Genomic DNA, 15,501 nt, shown 5'->3' with positions numbered 1-15,501 from the left:
GGCCCAATTTACTGCTTAGGAGAAGATCATGGGTTTGTTCGATAAACTGAAATCTCTGGTTTCTGATGATAAGAAAGACACCGGAACTATTGAGATTGTTGCTCCGCTCTCTGGCGAGATCGTCAACATCGAAGACGTGCCGGATGTAGTTTTTGCTGAAAAAATCGTTGGTGATGGCATCGCTATCAAACCAACCGGTAACAAAATGGTTGCTCCTGTTGACGGCACCATCGGCAAAATCTTTGAAACCAACCACGCTTTCTCTATCGAATCCGACAGCGGCATTGAGCTGTTTGTTCACTTCGGTATTGATACCGTTGAACTGAAAGGCGAAGGCTTCAAACGCATCGCTGAAGAAGGTCAGCGCGTGAAAGTGGGCGACCCGGTTATTGAATTCGATCTGCCGCTGCTGGAAGAAAAAGCCAAGTCTACCCTGACTCCGGTTGTTATCTCCAACATGGACGAAATCAAAGAACTGATCAAACTGTCCGGTAGCGTGACCGTGGGTGAAACCCCGGTTATCCGCATCAAGAAGTAATTCTTGCCGCAGAGAAAAATGGCGCCGATTGGCGCCATTTTTTTATACACTTCATCCGCAATTAAATGTGTGCAGTCACCGGGCGATAACAAGCCTCGCGCATCAGGATTTTCATGCCCTCCGGCCCGCTCTCCAGCATCCGTCGTTCCGAATCCGCCACTAACAACTCACAGTCGTAACCACCCGCAATGCCGAACATAGCCCGCGCCACGCAGATATCTTCCAGCGCCGCTGTCCCGCAGGTATCAAAGTGTCCAACCATACGCCCATTCTGGCGAACCACCAGCCGGTAACTCTTCATCGCGCCTCCCCTGCCGGTGGCAGAATTAATTCATCACAACCGCACTGGTGCGTCCACGTCATCACATCCAGCACCCGCTGTGCAGCATCGTGCGTCGCGGTCGTCAGCACTTTCCCCATCACAAGGCCGCTCACCAGCTCGGCACAGAACAGATCGCCAGTCCCCTTCAGATCCGTTTTCACTCGCGGATGAGCTAACACCTCAACCGTTTCAGCCGTCACCACCGCAACATGAATAATCTCTTCCGTCTCCCCCGGCGCACTGGTGATCACTACCCATTTCAGGGTGTCGGTGAGCAGTGATTGTGCCGCCGTAATGGCTTCATCAAGCGTACGACACGGCTTTCCGCTCAGCATTTGCAGCTCGAACACATTTGGAGTCAGCCCCTGAGCCAGCGGCAGCAGGTGCTGACGATAAGCCTCCGGAATTTCGGCTTTAACATACATACCGCTATCCGTATCGCCAATCACGGGGTCGACCAAAATGCACAGGTCCGGATGCGTGGTCAGAACGGTTTTCAGCCACTGTGCCAGCAAGGCGATTTGTTCCGCGCTGCCCATGTAACCTGTCGTCACCGCCTTTAGCTCGCGCAAGGCATCACGCTCGTTTAAGGCGCGGAGATAACCGCTAAACCAGTCTGCTGGAATAACGCCGCCGTAGAAGGTTTCATAATGCGGAGTATTACTGAACAGCACCGTAGGTACTGCCGTCACACGTAATCCCTGCGCTTTAATGGCCGGGACGGCGATGCTGTTACCTACGCTGCCATAAACCACCTGTGACTGAACGGCGACGATATCGGTCTGTAACGCCCGATGCGTGTCGTCGAAGAGCACTGACTGGATATCACTCTCCTGCTCCATAAATTTCTCCTCTCGCTGGACAGCGGGACTACGCCTCACTATTATCGTCATATGCTAAAATTCATTTTGTCATAGGTCAATAATGATCGACGGAAAAACCGCTAACGAAATTTTTGACAGTATCCGTCAACATGTCACTACAGGCACGCTGGCAGTGGGTGAAACGTTACCGCCAGTGCGGGAACTGGCAACGGAATTAAACGTGAACCGCAATACTGTCGCGGCGGCTTACAAACGCCTGGTCACCTCCGGGTTGGCACAAAGCCTGGGACGCAACGGTACGGTGATTAAGGGGATTACTGCCCCCGTAGCACTGGAAGGTGGTAATCCGGATACCCCGCTTATCGATCTTTCCGGCGGTAATCCAGCGCCCTCGCGACTTCCTGACCTGAGTAATTATTTTGCGAAGATAAATAAGAGTCCGCGCTTGTACGGCGATGCCGCTGTGTCACCTGGACTTAAGGCGTGGGCATCAGAATGGATGCAAAATGCAATGCCCGGCAAAGGGGAAATTGATATTACCAGCGGTGCCATTGATGCTATCGAACGGCTACTGTGCGCCCATTTGCTGCCTGGTGATAGCGTTGTCGTAGAAGATCCATGCTTTTTAAGCAGCATCAACATGCTGCGCTATGCCGGGTTCTCAGCAAACCCGGCCAGCGTTGACCGCGAAGGCATGCTGCCAGGCCAGCTGGAACTCGCGTTACAGAAAGGCGCGCGGGCAGTAATTCTGACACCGCGCGCGCATAACCCGACAGGATGCAGCCTGAGCGCCTCACGCGCGGCGCAATTGCAGGAAATTCTGGCCCGCTATCCGCAGACGCTGGTGATTGTCGACGACCACTTTGCGCTGCTATCTGCTTGCCACTGGTATCCGGTGATTGCGAAGGAAACCACGCACTGGGCGGTTGTCCGCTCGATGTCAAAAACGTTAGGACCAGATTTACGCCTGGCCATTGTGGCCAGCGATCCGCTCACTTCAGGGAAGCTACGTTTAAGGCTTAACTCCGGCAGTCAGTGGGTCAGCCATCTGCTGCAGGATTTGGCCTGCGCCTGCCTGAATGACGAGACTTACCAACACACGCTGGCGCAAACTCAGCAATTTTACGCCGCCCAGCAGCAAAAGTTGACGGCAGCTCTGCGGCGACATGGCATTGAGTTGCCCGTTGGTGACGGTCTGAATATGTGGCTACCGCTGGAAGATAACAGCCAGGCGATCGCTTTTGCGCTGGCAAAGTCCGGCTGGCTGGTACGCGAAGGCGAAGTGTTTGGCGTCAATACGCCTGCCCACGGCCTGCGCATTACGCTGTCAACATTATCAGACAGCGACATTGATAAGCTGGCGACTGATATCCATCAGGCGCTAAAGCGCTAACAGGAGAGAAAAAGTGCGAGTTCATTTTGTTATTCATGAGTCTTTTGAATCTGCTGGCGCGTATCTGCCGTGGGCTGAATCACGCGGCTATACCATCACCTGGTCGCACGTTTACGCCGGGGAAACGGTCCCTGCGAACGCGGATGGCTTCGATATGTTGGTGGTGTTTGGCGGTCCGCAGTCCCCCCGGACCACGCTGGCAGAGTGCCCGTACTTTGATTCTCAGGCCGAGCAGCATCTGATCAATCAGGCGATTGCGGCACGTAAAATTGTGGTGGGGATCTGCCTGGGTTCACAGTTAATCGGCGAAGCGCTGGGTGCGAAGGTGTGCCAGAGTCCGGAAAAAGAGATTGGTCACTACCCGATCACCCTGACCGAAGCAGGCCAACAGCATCCGTTGTTCAGCCATTTTGGTTCACCGCTTACCGTCGGTCACTGGCACAACGATATGCCTGGATTAACCGACCAGGCGACAATTCTCGCCACAAGCGAGGGCTGCCCGCGACAAATCGTACAATACGGTAATTTCGTCTATGGTTTTCAGTGCCATATGGAATTTACGGCTGATGCTATAGAAGGGCTTATTCAACACTCCGAACAAGAACTGGCGGAAGCTAAAGGCAAGCGCTTCATCCGCTCCGTTGAAGAGATGCGCGCATGGGATTATCAGCAGATGAATGAGAAGCTGTGGCAATTCCTTGATAAGCTTGTGGAAAAACGTAACGATTGATTATGGCAGGCCGGATAAGACGCTTTACGTCGTCATCCGGCGATCGTGTCGTACGTTTGCCTGATGGCAATATGCTTATCAGGCCTACAAACTAAATCCCTGATCCCTGGTTAAAGTGCTCTTCGCCAAACACGCCGGTTGAAAGGTAGCGATCGCCGCGATCGCAGATGATCGCCACCACCACCGCTCCCGGATTTTGTTCGGCCACGCGAATCGCTCCGGCTACTGCGCCGCCGGAACTGACGCCGCAGAACACACCCTCTTTCACCGCCAGCGCGCGCATGGTGTTTTCCGCATCGTTCTGATGAATATCCAATACCTCATCCACCAGCGAGGCGTTAAAAATGCCCGGCATATATTCCGCAGGCCAGCGGCGAATTCCCGGAATACTACTGCCCTCTTCCGGCTGCAGGCCAACGATAGTAACCGCTTTTTCTTGCTCACGCAGAAAACGCGACACACCAGTAATGGTGCCTGTTGTTCCCATACTGGAGACAAAGTGGGTAATACGACCTGACGTCTGCTGCCAGATTTCCGGTCCGGTGGTGGTGTAATGCGCGTACGGGTTATCCGGATTATTAAATTGGTCGAGAAGTTTACCTTCTCCGCGCTGCGCCATTTCAAGAGCTAAGTCACGCGCGCCTTCCATCCCCTGCTCTTTGGTCACCAGAACCAGTTCAGCCCCGTAAGCACGCATCGCCGCTCGGCGCTCCTGGCTCATGTTGTCTGGCATCAGCAGCTTCATGCGGTAGCCCTTCAGCGCGGCGATCATTGCCAGAGCAATTCCGGTATTACCGCTGGTAGCCTCGATCAGCACATCACCAGGCTTAATTTCTCCACGTTTTTCCGCTTCGACAATCATCGACAGCGCAGCCCGGTCTTTCACCGAACCCGCGGGATTATTGCCTTCCAGCTTGACCCAAATTTCACTGCCGTTATCCGGCGCCAGACGTTGTAGTTTCACCAGAGGCGTATTGCCAATTGTTTGTTCTAATGTGTTCACGTTTTGAGCTCGTAAAAAAGCCCGGGGGCGCAGCGCTTACCGGGCGATAAACATACTTTTTAACCTATCAGGCACTTTGCGCCAGAGCAAGTTCCTCTTCACGCGTTTCAATGCGCTGGTCGCCGTTATACAGACGCGCATTTTGCAGCCCGACAAACAGCCGCTCGCCGCGGCTTGGGGAATCATCGCCCTGCATGATGACCGTCAGCGGTTCGTTATACCACCCCAGCGGTTGCACAACTAATTGGGTGTAGTGTCCTTTCGGGCTGGCTTCCAGTACCTGTACCGGCAACGGCGAATCCAGGCTGGTACGACGGCTGACGTCCACTTCCCACGGACGCAGGAACAGATCAACCGGTCCCTGATAACCAGGCGTATAACCCAGCGGCCAGCGGTGTGCGCCCACGTGGAATTGGCCGCCGCGAATCGTCCCCTGCAGGCGGTTAACCTCCCCCATAAATTCCAGCACAAAACGGGTAGCCGGTTCGCGCCAAACTTGATCCGGCGCATCAGCCTGCTCGATATGACCCTGACTCATCACCACCACGCGATCGGCAACTTCCGTCGCTTCTTCCTGGTCGTGGGTAACAAACACGCTGGTGAACTTCAGCTCTTCATGCAGCTGACGCAGCCAACGACGCAGCTCTTTACGCACCTGCGCATCGAGCGCGCCAAACGGCTCATCGAGCAGCAGGATCTGCGGCTCTACCGCCAGCGCACGCGCCAACGCCACACGCTGCTTTTGCCCACCAGAAAGCTGCGCCGGGAAGCGGTCCGCCAGATGAGCCAATTGAACCATCTCCAGCAGTTTGGTGACTTTTGCTTTGATGGCCGCCGCATTTGGACGCTCACGCCGTGGCAGAACCGTCAGACCAAACGCGATATTGTCGAAAACGGTCATATGACGAAACAGCGCATAGTGCTGGAATACGAATCCCACTTTACGGTCGCGAGCATGCAAACGACTGACGTCGGTGCCGTGAAAACGGATATGCCCGCTGGACTGATGCTCCAACCCGGCAATAATGCGCAGCAGCGTGGTTTTGCCCGAGCCGGATGGCCCCAGCAGCGCGACCATCTGACCTGAAGGAATATCCAGCGAGATATCGTTCAGCACCTGGGTGCGACCAAAAGACTTCTTAATATTGGCAATCTCAATGCTCATGATTTTCCTCCTGCTGCGCGCGTTTCTCCTGGTTCTCCAGACGCCATTGCAACATGCTCTTCAAAAACAGGGTAATAATCGCCATCAGCGTTAATAGCGCCGCGGCGGTAAAAGAGCCGACCGTGTTGTAGTCCTGCTCCAGTAATTCAATTTGTAGCGGTAGCGATAGGGTTTCGCCGCGAATCGAGCCGGATACCACCGACACCGCGCCAAACTCGCCAATCGCACGGGCGTTGGTCAACACCACGCCGTACAGCAGCGCCCAACGAATATTCGGCAGCGTAACGCGGCGGAACATCTGCCAGCCGGACGCGCCCAGCAACACAGCCGCTTCATCTTCATTACTACCCTGGCTTAACATCACCGGCACCAACTCGCGCACCACAAACGGACAGGTCACGAATACCGTCACCAGCACCATCCCCGGCCAGGCAAACATAATTTGCAGATTATGCTCATCCAGCCATCCACCCAGCGGACCGTTAGAGCCGTAAAACAGCAGATACACCAGGCCGGCAACCACCGGCGAGACGGCAAACGGAATATCCAGTAACGTCAGCAGAAGTTGGCGTCCTGGGAAGTTAAAACGGGTCACCAGCCAGGCCAGCAACACACCAAACACCAGGTTCACCGGCACCACAATCAGCGCAATCAGCACCGTCAGCCAGATGGCATGCAGCATGTCCGGGTCTGCCAGGTTCTGTAATACCGGCATTAATCCCTTGCTGAACGCCTGCACGAAGATGTAAATCATCGGCACCAGCAAAATAAACGCGGAGACCAGCATGCCCGTGCCGATCAGAAACCATTTACCCCAGTTGATGCGGGGTGCGCCATAGCGTTTCAATTGGGTAATGTCTGCCATCAGTGACCTACCACACGTCGACCAAAGCGACTTTGCAGGGTGTTAATTGAAAACAGCAGCAACAACGAAGCCCCGAGGATCACAGAAGCAATCGCGCTGGCGGCCGGGTAGTCAAACTCCTGCAAGCGAACAAAAATCATCAGCGAGGTTACTTCCGTTTTCCATGCGATGTTCCCAGCGATAAAGATAACCGCGCCAAACTCACCGAGGCTTCGGGTAAACGAAAGCGCAACGCCCGCCACCAGCGCGGGGGACAGCTCCGGCAGCACCACTTTACGGAAACTCTGCCAGCGCGTAGCACCGAGCGTTTCTGCGGCTTCTTCATATTCGGGACCTAATTCTTCCAGCACCGGCTGGACGGTACGCACTACAAACGGAATGCTGGTAAACGCCATCGCCACCGCGATACCAAGCCAGGTGTAGGTCACCTTGATATCCAGCTTCGCCAGCCACTCGCCGTAGAAGCCATTAACCGAAAACAGCGACGCCAGCGTCAGACCCGCCACCGCTGTAGGCAGCGCAAACGGCAGATCCATCAGTGCATCCAACAGCGTACGGCCCGGAAAGCGATAGCGGGTTAAGATCCACGCCATCAGCAAACCGAACACGCCGTTAAAAATCGACGCGACAAACGCCGACAGCAGCGTCACTTTATAAGCCGCCACCACCTGCGGATTGGTAATCACATCCCAGTATTGCGCCCAGCTCATTTGCGCCAGTTGCATCACCAGCGCGCTCAGCGGCAGCAGCAATATCAGGCAGACAAACAGTAAGCTTGTGCCCAGGCTTAAGGTGAAGCCGGGCAGCACGCGTCGGGAAGAAACAGCAAACATTTACTTACGCCCCGCCGCCAGCAGTTTGTCCAGCTCTCCACCGCTGACAAAGTGTGTTTTCATCACTTCAGGCCACGAACCAAACTTATCTTCCACACGGAACAATTCGGTCTGCGGGAATTTATCTTGCTGTTTGTCCATCACCTGCGGGTTATTCACGCGGTAGTAGAAATCGGTAATAATGGTTTGCGCCTGTGGGCTGTACAGCCAGGTCAGGTACGCTTTAGCTGCTTTTTCAGTACCGTTGGCTTGCACATTTTTATCTACCCAGGCTACCGGGAATTCAGCGAGAATATTGGTTTTCGGGATAACCACTTCAAAACCCTGCGCTTCATACTGTTTACGAATGTTGTTCACTTCTGATTCGAAGCTGATCAGCACATCGCCCAGACCGCGCTCTGCAAAGGTGGTGGTAGCACCGCGACCGCCGGTATCAAACACTTCGACGTTTTTCAGAAACTGGGTCATGAACTGTTCGGTTTTGGTTTTATCACCACCGTCAGCTTTATCCGCAGCACCCCACGCCGCCAGATAGGTATAGCGCGCGTTACCGGAGGTTTTTGGGTTCGGGAAAATCAGTTTCACATCAGAACGCACAAGGTCATTCCAGTCATGAATGTTTTTCGGATTCCCCTTACGCACCAGGAAACCCATGGTGGAATAGAACGGCGAGCTGTTATTCGGCAGGCGGCTTTGCCAGTCGGCGGGGATCAGTTTGCCTTTGTCATGCAGGATCTGCACGTCGGTGACCTGGTTATAGGTCACCACATCGGCTTTCAGCCCCTGCAGAATCGCCAGAGCCTGTTTTGATGACCCGGCATGAGATTGTTTAATCGTCAGTTTGTCACCGCCGTTATCCTTCGCCCATTGCTGTTCAAACGGCGGATTAAGGGCGGCAAAAAGCTCACGGGAAACATCGTATGAACTGTTCAGCAGTTCCGTTGCCTGCGCCTGCCCCACCAGCAACAGCATGGCTGCCAGCGTCAGTGTTCTTTTTTTCAGTAAGTTAACGGCCATTGCGCACCCTTATAAATTTAATGACTTTCTTATGGTCATCATATTTATAACCAGTGCTAAAGGAGTAACGGTTTTATATACCGTTTGATGATTTGAAAGTTGAAAAGAGAATAAGAGAATCCCTCCCCACATCGAGTGAGGAGGAGACCGGCATCAATCAGACGCCGACGCTAACGCTTTCTGGCAGGGTGCTACCGCCATCAATCACGTTTTGCGTGCCAGTTAAGTAACTGGACTCATCCGAGGCCAGGAACGCCGCCAGTTCACCGACCTCAAGCGGACAGGCCAGACGACGCATCGGGATCGCTTTCGCCATTTCGACTAATACGGATTCAGGATCTTCCGGGTTAGATTGACGCGCAATGCTTTCCGCCATCGGCGTACGAACGTAGCCTGGGCAAATGGCATTAACGCGAATGCCTGACTGCGCATATTCTACCGCCAGGGATTTGGTCAAACCGATGATTGCGGCTTTCGACAGTGCGTAGGCCGTTTCGCCCGGGTCGGCAACCATATCGCCGGTCACCGATGACATCATCACGATGCGCCCATCTTTGCGCGCAATCATCTCCGGCAGAACGGCTTTCGTCACATTCCAGACGCCTTTAATGTTGATATCAATGTGGAAATCGCGATCTTCATCGCTCATATCAAGGAAGTTGCCGAGGCGGCATACGCCGGCATTGTTCACCAGAATATCGATTTTGCCTTCAATCTGCTTCGCGCGCATCACCGCTTCCTTGACCGACGCAAAATCTCTGACGTCAGCGTGAACGGCTGTGCAACGGTGCCCTCGCCCAGCCAACTCATCCGCCAGTTTTTCAATCTCATCGGAGATATCCAGCAGAATTAAGTTCGCACCATGGCGGGCAAACGTTCTGGCGATACCCTCGCCAATACCCTGAGATGCGCCCGTAATCAATGCTGTTTTGCCCGTGAGTTTTCCCATTTCAATATTCTCCTTTTGAATATGAAGCCTTCGCTTCATTCACGCAGAAGATACAGCAATAACAAATTAGTGCTGAGGAATAGCTCACTAAATCAGGTTAATCTCAGGTAAAAAAATCCCCGACGATGCGGGGATGTCTATTTCGTGGCCGATAACAGGATCAGATCGCCATTACAGCGCCATTAAACGGTCCAGCGACGGTGCAAAGTAATAGCCGCCGGTTACCGGTTTGGTGAAGCGCAGCATTGCATCACGCTTACCGTCGGTGTCACCAAACATGCTCAGCAACTGTTGTTCAATGTTGTGCAGACGGGCGCAGTAGGCGCAGAAATAGAGACCATGCGTGCCGCTGGCAGTGCCGTATGGCAGGCTCTGGCGCACAATTTTCAGCCCTTTACCGTCTTCTTTGAGGTCAACACGGCTCAGGTGAGAGGTGACCGGACGGTCATCACCGTCGATCTCTTCGTTGGCTTCCTTGGTGCGGCCAATCATCATTTCCTGGTCATGGATGCTCATGCGATTAAGCTGCTTCAGGTTATGTTCCCAACGCTGCACAAACACATAGCTGCCACCGGCATCCACACCATCTTTGATAACGGCGACTTCACGGCGCGTTTCTTCGCCTGCCGGGTTTTCCGTACCGTCAACAAAGCCGCTGAGATCGCGCTCTTCGACCCAACGGAAACCGTGGATTTCTTCTTTGACTTCAATACAGTCGCCAAATGCTTCCATTGCCGCCTGCGCAACGGAGAAATTCACGTCATGACGCAAAGAGAGAATATGGATCAACACGTCATATTGGGTTGCTGGTGCCAGACCTTTACCGTAAGGGATAAAGTCTTTTAACTCTTCAGCACCGACGCCGCCGCTCAATGTACGCCAGGTGTTGTTGCCAAAAGCGACAACCGCGCCCAGATGCGCATCCGGGAACTTAGCTTCAAAGGTCGCCAGCTTATCGGCGAAGGTTTTGCTGGCCGCACGCAGGGCCTCAACGTCGCCTTTAACATTGGCTTCAATCCAAATCGCCGCACGGCAATGTTCTGGCAAAATGCCACTCTGAACCTGAGACATTGTTCCTCCTGAAAAAAAGATGCCACGACATCGTGGCATTGATGGGCGCTATTCTACCTGTTTTTTTAACAAGCCGATTTGTTCAGACGCAAATTAACGCCGCCAGATAATTTTGCTTACTTTCCACGCTTTCAGCGTGTCGTCAGATGGCATTATATCTTCAGGCCCGCTCCATTCACCGGAAAAAATATAGCTAATATGTTGACTTCCTTCAGCTTTACACTCAACGCCCGCGCTGTCATCGCCGGTTGCCTTTTGGCAATTACCGAAAGCTTTAGTGTAAAGGTCGCTAAACGGTGTACCGATTTCGACACCCGCGACTGACGAAATATCGTGGTCTAACACATCAATACGACTAATGGTTCCCTGGCTGCCATTGATGACTATCGCCAGCTTGTCGTCTTTCATCGCTTCATAGAAGCGCACCACATTTCCGTTATCAGTCTTCATCCCGCTACGCAGGCGGTAATCACCGTCCAGCGCATCAGCAATGGCTTTTTCATCCAGCGGTGTCGCGCCCGTTAACGCTCCGACGCCCTGCTCTGTGACCTGCGTTGAAGAACCAAACCAGTTCCACGGATTGGCGGCAGACCAGTTCACCGAGGACAACGTTGAACACCCGGCCAGTAGCAGCGGCATCGCGCATAAAGTCAAACGCAGTGATTTCATTTCACTTCCTTCCTTATTTATCAACGTTGCTTGGAGTCCGGTTTCCCCAAAAAGTGCCGTTATTCTTTCTCAAGGGAAAAACAGGCGCGCAGACGTTGATTGGTTAACAGCCAGATCAATGCGACGATATCCGCCACCAGCAGCGCCAGCCCGACACCGTTGAGCGGATCGCCTGCCAGCCACATCACCGGCTGCCAGCACAGCAGCACCAGTTGAGCGAGAATCAATAATCCGCGCAGCCAGCGCCAGATTCCCGGAAACGCAAAGCGTCTCCCGCTGAGTAAAAACGCCAACACGGCGGGAACGCCGGGGAGCAAACCCAGCCAGAATGCGTCATGATCGGGATAAAACAGATTCAGCAACGTGTTGCCCTGCTCACGAGAAGAACCGGCAATCACAAACAAAACCCAGGTGCGTGCCTGCAACAACAGTACGCACCAGAAGAGAAAAGGCAGGCGCAGACGCCCATGACCGTCATAGTCGGCCGGATGAAACTCAGTACTCTTCATCTTCAATCAAACGCTTGCCCAGATTGAGTACATCCGCATGTTCATAGCCCAGACGTTCATACATGCCCTGTACGACGTCGTTATCGTCACGCACCATGATTTGAATCTTCGGGCAACCGCGGGCAATGAGCTTTTTCTCCAACCGGTTGAGTAGCGCATTAGCGATACCGCGACCGCGAAACTCAGGATGCACGCCCAGGTAATAGGCGGAACCGCGGTGCCCGTCGTATCCGCCCATCACCGTACCGACCACCTCACCGTTCACTTCAGCGACGAGGAATAAGCTGACGTCATGATTGACTTTACGTTCGATGTCCATTTCAGGGTCGTTCCATGGACGCAGCAAATCACAACGCTCCCAGAGGGTGATCACCTCTTCGAAATCTTCCTGGCGAAAAACGCGTATTTCCATGGTATTGGTTACCTTTTCAGGACGTTAAAAAGCGATTATGGCGCGAACGGCTGATTTAGCCAATATCTGACGCGAAGCGGCGGAAAAAATGGCATAATACGGAATTGTCACGTATTGAAATGAAAAGTAAAACAATTCTTATCTCGATCCGTCGCAACGGACTACGCGATACGATATAACGTTTAGAACCTTTTTTTACAACTCAGGCCGTATGAGCACTTTTAAACCACTAAAAACACTCACATCGCGCCGCCAGGTGCTGAAAGCCGGGCTGGCCGCCCTGACGCTGTCAGGCATGTCGCAAGCCATCGCTAAAGAAGAAGCGCTAAAGACCAGTAATGGACACAGCAAACCGAAAGCGAAAAAATCAGGCGCTAAGCGCGTTGTTGTTCTTGATCCGGGGCACGGCGGGATTGATACCGGTGCAATTGGTCGCAACGGATCGAAAGAAAAGCACGTGGTGCTGGCGATTGCCAAAAACGTGCGCTCGATCCTACGCAACCAGGGGATTGATGCCCGCCTGACCCGCTCCGGCGATACGTTTATTCCGCTCTACGATCGCGTCGAGATCGCCCACAAACATGGCGCAGATCTTTTCATGTCGATCCACGCCGACGGTTTTACCAATCCGAGCGCTGCGGGTGCTTCGGTCTTTGCCTTATCCAATCGCGGTGCCAGTAGCGCCATGGCGAAATATCTGTCCGATCGTGAAAACCGGGCCGATGAAGTCGCCGGGAAGAAGGCCACCGACAAAGATCATTTGTTGCAGCAGGTGCTGTTCGATCTGGTGCAAACTGACACCATAAAAAACAGCCTGACGTTAGGCTCGCATATTCTTAAGAAGATCAAGCCGGTACACCGTCTGCATAGTCGCAGCACGGAACAAGCCGCCTTCGTGGTGCTAAAATCACCTTCGATTCCGTCGGTCCTGGTCGAAACCTCGTTCATCACCAACCCGGAAGAAGAACGATTACTGGGGACGGCTGCGTTTCGTCAGAAAATCGCCACCGCTATCGCCAATGGCATCATCAGCTACTTCCACTGGTTTGATAACCAGAAAGCACACTCGAAGAAACGTTAACCATGAAGCCCGATGTACAACGCGTAAAACAGTTCCTGCTCAGCCTGCAGGATGAGATTTGTCAGCAGTTATCCACCGTAGACGGCACCGAATTTGTTGAGGATAACTGGCAACGCGAAGCGGGCGGCGGCGGGCGCAGTCGAGTGTTGCGTAACGGCGGTATTTTCGAGCAAGCAGGCGTCAACTTCTCTCATGTCCATGGCGATGCAATGCCGGCCTCGGCTACTGCGCATCGCCCGGAGCTTGCCGCGCGTAGCTTTGAAGCGATGGGCGTCTCGTTGGTGGTGCATCCGCAGAATCCTTACATTCCGACCAGCCATGCCAACGTACGTTTTTTTATCGCGGAGAAACCTGACGCCGACCCGGTGTGGTGGTTTGGCGGCGGCTTTGACTTAACTCCCTACTACGGCTTTGATGAGGATGCAGTTCACTGGCACCGCACGGCGCGGGATCTATGCCAGCCGTTCGGCGAAGATATTTATCCCCGTTACAAAAAGTGGTGCGATGACTACTTCTTCCTCAAACACCGCAACGAGCAGCGCGGCATTGGCGGGCTGTTCTTCGATGATTTGAATACGCCAGATTTCGACCACTGCTTCGCCTTTATGCAGGCTGTTGGAAAGGGTTATACCGAGGCGTATTTGCCCATCGTCGAGCGCCGCAAAGCAATGAGCTGGGGCGAGCGTGAACGCAATTTTCAGCTTTATCGTCGCGGACGCTATGTGGAATTTAACCTGGTGTGGGATCGCGGCACATTATTTGGTTTGCAAACCGGCGGGCGCACGGAATCGATTCTGATGTCGATGCCGCCGCTGGTACGCTGGGAGTATGACTGGCAGCCAGAAGCGAACAGCCCGGAAGCCGCCCTTAGCGAGTTTATTCAGGTCCGCGACTGGGTGTAATGGCCTGATAGCGACACAATTCGTAGGCCGGATAAGACGCAAGGCGTCGCCATCCGGCAGCGCAGCAAGCACAATTGCCTGATGGCGGCTAACGCCTTATCAGGCCTACTCAAGCTATACCATCACGCCCACTGGCGCATACGCTGATGCAGCGTCAACGAAGGTTTCTCCGCAAACAGTTGCTGGTAGTCGGTAGCAAACTGCCCTAAATGCCAGAATCCCCACTGCATGGCGGCGTCTTTCACCGTCGCACTCTGCGACCACGGGCTTATCAACTCACGGCGCACGGCGTTCAGGCGAATACGTTTCAACCAGGCATTTGGGCCAATACCGAGGATGGCGTGAAAGGCATTTTGCAACGTCCGGCGGCTAACGTGCAGTTGATTGCATAAGTCGAGCACGGTCAGCGGCTCTGACATATTTTCCAGCACATATTCGCGCGCACGCGACAGCAAGCGACGATAGCTCTGATGGCTGATGCTCTCCGCAGTCATAATCGGCTGCGCTTCTTCCAGCATAGTCCCCATCGCCAGCAGCAGGTTATCGCCCAACACTTTGCGTACCGCAGGTTGGCGAAGGTTTTCCGGGTTTTCGCTAAACGTCGCCAGCGCCTGCTGCACAAAGCCCCATAGCGCGGCTTTGTGTTGTTCTTTCACTTCCAGCGCCGACTGGTTGCGCAGCATATGCAACACCCTTTCCGGGTTATGCAGGAAGTTGGCCTGACGGGCAATGGCCTCTTCAGAAATGACGACCCCCAAAATGGTGTAGTCATCCGGCGTACTTAGTTCAAACTCCGTCCCGCCTGGGCGGGTGGCAATTTCAGCGTTACCCAAACACTGGGTACCAATAAATCCCTGCTCGCCGCGCGTGGCCGGAATGCCAAACCAAAATGAGTTTGGCCAGACAAGGCATGACTGACGCAGCGCCAGTCCGGTGTATTCACGGAACACCTGAATATCATCGAGCAGGATTTCCGTGAACTCGCCATGAAATTTTCCCGGATGCAGCTGGTCGTAGATCTGCTGCCAGGCTGTAATCGTCAGCGCGTGCTCATACACATCCGTTGTTCGCCGTTGGTGAACGTTGTCCACTTCCACTTTCGGCGTCAATTTAACGTCTTCGGGTAATACTTCATGATAAAGATGGTGCAAGTTTGCAGTACGGTTCTTTTTCATGATCTTTTAAGCCGGAAGCTTCAACGAAGCCCCCGGCCCTCCG

Annotated in this window: 18 protein-coding genes; 5 read left to right on the top strand and 13 right to left on the bottom strand. The window is 53.8% G+C overall.

Going from position 1 to position 15,501, the window contains the following annotated elements; translation table 11 throughout:
- The first annotated feature begins 28 nt into the window (after positions 1 to 28).
- Entirely contained in the window at positions 29 to 538 is a 510-nt protein-coding gene (gene crr / locus SK39_RS18250) for a PTS glucose transporter subunit IIA (protein WP_000522253.1), read from the top strand.
- Positions 539 to 599: 61 nt separating this feature from the next.
- On the opposite strand, the gene SK39_RS18245 is transcribed toward crr, so the two are convergent.
- Both SK39_RS18245 and pdxK read right to left on the bottom strand, forming a co-directional pair.
- Positions 600 to 839: a hypothetical protein gene (locus SK39_RS18245; protein ID WP_003038077.1), complete on the bottom strand. Its 240-nt coding sequence runs from the start codon at positions 837 to 839 to the stop codon at positions 600 to 602.
- Complete coding sequence (gene pdxK, locus SK39_RS18240; RefSeq protein ID WP_048217285.1) at positions 836 to 1,702, bottom strand: pyridoxine/pyridoxal/pyridoxamine kinase; 867 nt, start codon at positions 1,700 to 1,702, stop codon at positions 836 to 838. The genes SK39_RS18245 and pdxK overlap by 4 nt, the downstream gene beginning before the upstream one ends.
- A gap of 82 nt (positions 1,703 to 1,784) precedes the next feature.
- Between pdxK and ptsJ the strand changes: the two genes are divergently transcribed.
- Both ptsJ and SK39_RS18230 read left to right on the top strand, forming a co-directional pair.
- On the top strand, positions 1,785 to 3,077 hold the full coding sequence (gene ptsJ, locus SK39_RS18235) for a MocR-like B6 salvage transcription factor PtsJ (protein WP_048217284.1): 1,293 nt from the start codon (positions 1,785 to 1,787) through the stop codon (positions 3,075 to 3,077).
- A 13-nt stretch (positions 3,078 to 3,090) separates the two neighbouring features.
- On the top strand, positions 3,091 to 3,807 hold the full coding sequence (locus tag SK39_RS18230; protein WP_032937821.1) for a type 1 glutamine amidotransferase: 717 nt from the start codon (positions 3,091 to 3,093) through the stop codon (positions 3,805 to 3,807).
- Positions 3,808 to 3,898: 91 nt separating this feature from the next.
- On the opposite strand, the gene cysM is transcribed toward SK39_RS18230, so the two are convergent.
- The 10 genes from cysM to SK39_RS18180 form a co-directional block, all read right to left on the bottom strand.
- Complete coding sequence (gene cysM / locus SK39_RS18225) at positions 3,899 to 4,810, bottom strand: cysteine synthase CysM (RefSeq protein WP_003838552.1); 912 nt, start codon at positions 4,808 to 4,810, stop codon at positions 3,899 to 3,901.
- Between the two features lie 67 nt (positions 4,811 to 4,877).
- Positions 4,878 to 5,975, bottom strand: a complete 1,098-nt coding sequence (gene cysA, locus SK39_RS18220; protein ID WP_003038066.1) for a sulfate/thiosulfate ABC transporter ATP-binding protein CysA — start codon at positions 5,973 to 5,975, stop codon at positions 4,878 to 4,880.
- Positions 5,965 to 6,840, bottom strand: coding sequence for a sulfate/thiosulfate ABC transporter permease CysW (gene cysW / locus SK39_RS18215; RefSeq protein WP_003838550.1), 876 nt, complete (start codon positions 6,838 to 6,840; stop codon positions 5,965 to 5,967). The genes cysA and cysW overlap by 11 nt, the downstream gene beginning before the upstream one ends.
- The gene (gene cysT, locus SK39_RS18210; RefSeq protein WP_003038061.1) at positions 6,840 to 7,673 is read right to left on the bottom strand and encodes a sulfate/thiosulfate ABC transporter permease CysT; all 834 of its coding nucleotides are present in this window, start codon (positions 7,671 to 7,673) and stop codon (positions 6,840 to 6,842) included. Before cysT ends, cysW begins: the two co-directional genes overlap by 1 nt.
- The gene (gene cysP / locus SK39_RS18205) at positions 7,674 to 8,690 is read right to left on the bottom strand and encodes a thiosulfate/sulfate ABC transporter substrate-binding protein CysP (RefSeq protein WP_003038059.1); all 1,017 of its coding nucleotides are present in this window, start codon (positions 8,688 to 8,690) and stop codon (positions 7,674 to 7,676) included.
- A 157-nt stretch (positions 8,691 to 8,847) separates the two neighbouring features.
- A complete protein-coding gene (gene ucpA, locus SK39_RS18200) occupies positions 8,848 to 9,639 on the bottom strand; it encodes an SDR family oxidoreductase UcpA (RefSeq protein WP_003038057.1) in 792 nt (263 codons plus the stop codon).
- A gap of 171 nt (positions 9,640 to 9,810) precedes the next feature.
- Complete coding sequence (gene yfeX, locus SK39_RS18195; RefSeq protein ID WP_048210975.1) at positions 9,811 to 10,710, bottom strand: porphyrinogen peroxidase; 900 nt, start codon at positions 10,708 to 10,710, stop codon at positions 9,811 to 9,813.
- 93 nt (positions 10,711 to 10,803) lie between these two features.
- A complete protein-coding gene (locus SK39_RS18190) occupies positions 10,804 to 11,379 on the bottom strand; it encodes an RpoE-regulated lipoprotein (protein WP_016150735.1) in 576 nt (191 codons plus the stop codon).
- A 59-nt stretch (positions 11,380 to 11,438) separates the two neighbouring features.
- The gene (locus SK39_RS18185) at positions 11,439 to 11,888 is read right to left on the bottom strand and encodes a DUF2919 domain-containing protein (RefSeq protein WP_003847269.1); all 450 of its coding nucleotides are present in this window, start codon (positions 11,886 to 11,888) and stop codon (positions 11,439 to 11,441) included.
- A complete protein-coding gene (locus SK39_RS18180; RefSeq protein WP_003038048.1) occupies positions 11,875 to 12,300 on the bottom strand; it encodes a GNAT family acetyltransferase in 426 nt (141 codons plus the stop codon). The genes SK39_RS18185 and SK39_RS18180 overlap by 14 nt, the downstream gene beginning before the upstream one ends.
- A 211-nt stretch (positions 12,301 to 12,511) precedes the next feature.
- Between SK39_RS18180 and amiA the strand changes: the two genes are divergently transcribed.
- Both amiA and hemF read left to right on the top strand, forming a co-directional pair.
- Positions 12,512 to 13,381 carry an N-acetylmuramoyl-L-alanine amidase AmiA gene (gene amiA / locus SK39_RS18175; protein WP_003038046.1) on the top strand — a complete coding sequence of 290 codons (870 nt, stop codon included), beginning with the start codon at positions 12,512 to 12,514 and terminating at the stop codon, positions 13,379 to 13,381.
- Positions 13,382 to 13,383: 2 nt separating this feature from the next.
- Positions 13,384 to 14,283 (top strand): oxygen-dependent coproporphyrinogen oxidase, encoded by a 900-nt coding sequence (hemF, locus tag SK39_RS18170; RefSeq protein WP_048217283.1) that lies wholly within the window; start codon positions 13,384 to 13,386, stop codon positions 14,281 to 14,283.
- 122 nt (positions 14,284 to 14,405) lie between these two features.
- Here hemF and eutR read toward each other — a convergent pair whose 3' ends face one another.
- On the bottom strand, positions 14,406 to 15,458 hold the full coding sequence (gene eutR / locus SK39_RS18165; RefSeq protein ID WP_003038041.1) for an HTH-type transcriptional regulator EutR: 1,053 nt from the start codon (positions 15,456 to 15,458) through the stop codon (positions 14,406 to 14,408).
- Between the last annotated feature and the right edge of the window lie 43 nt (positions 15,459 to 15,501).

The sequence above is a fragment of the Citrobacter sp. BIDMC107 genome (assembly GCF_001037575.1).
Taxonomy (GTDB): domain Bacteria; phylum Pseudomonadota; class Gammaproteobacteria; order Enterobacterales; family Enterobacteriaceae; genus Citrobacter; species Citrobacter freundii.
This window is presented reverse-complemented; position numbering and strand designations above follow the sequence as displayed.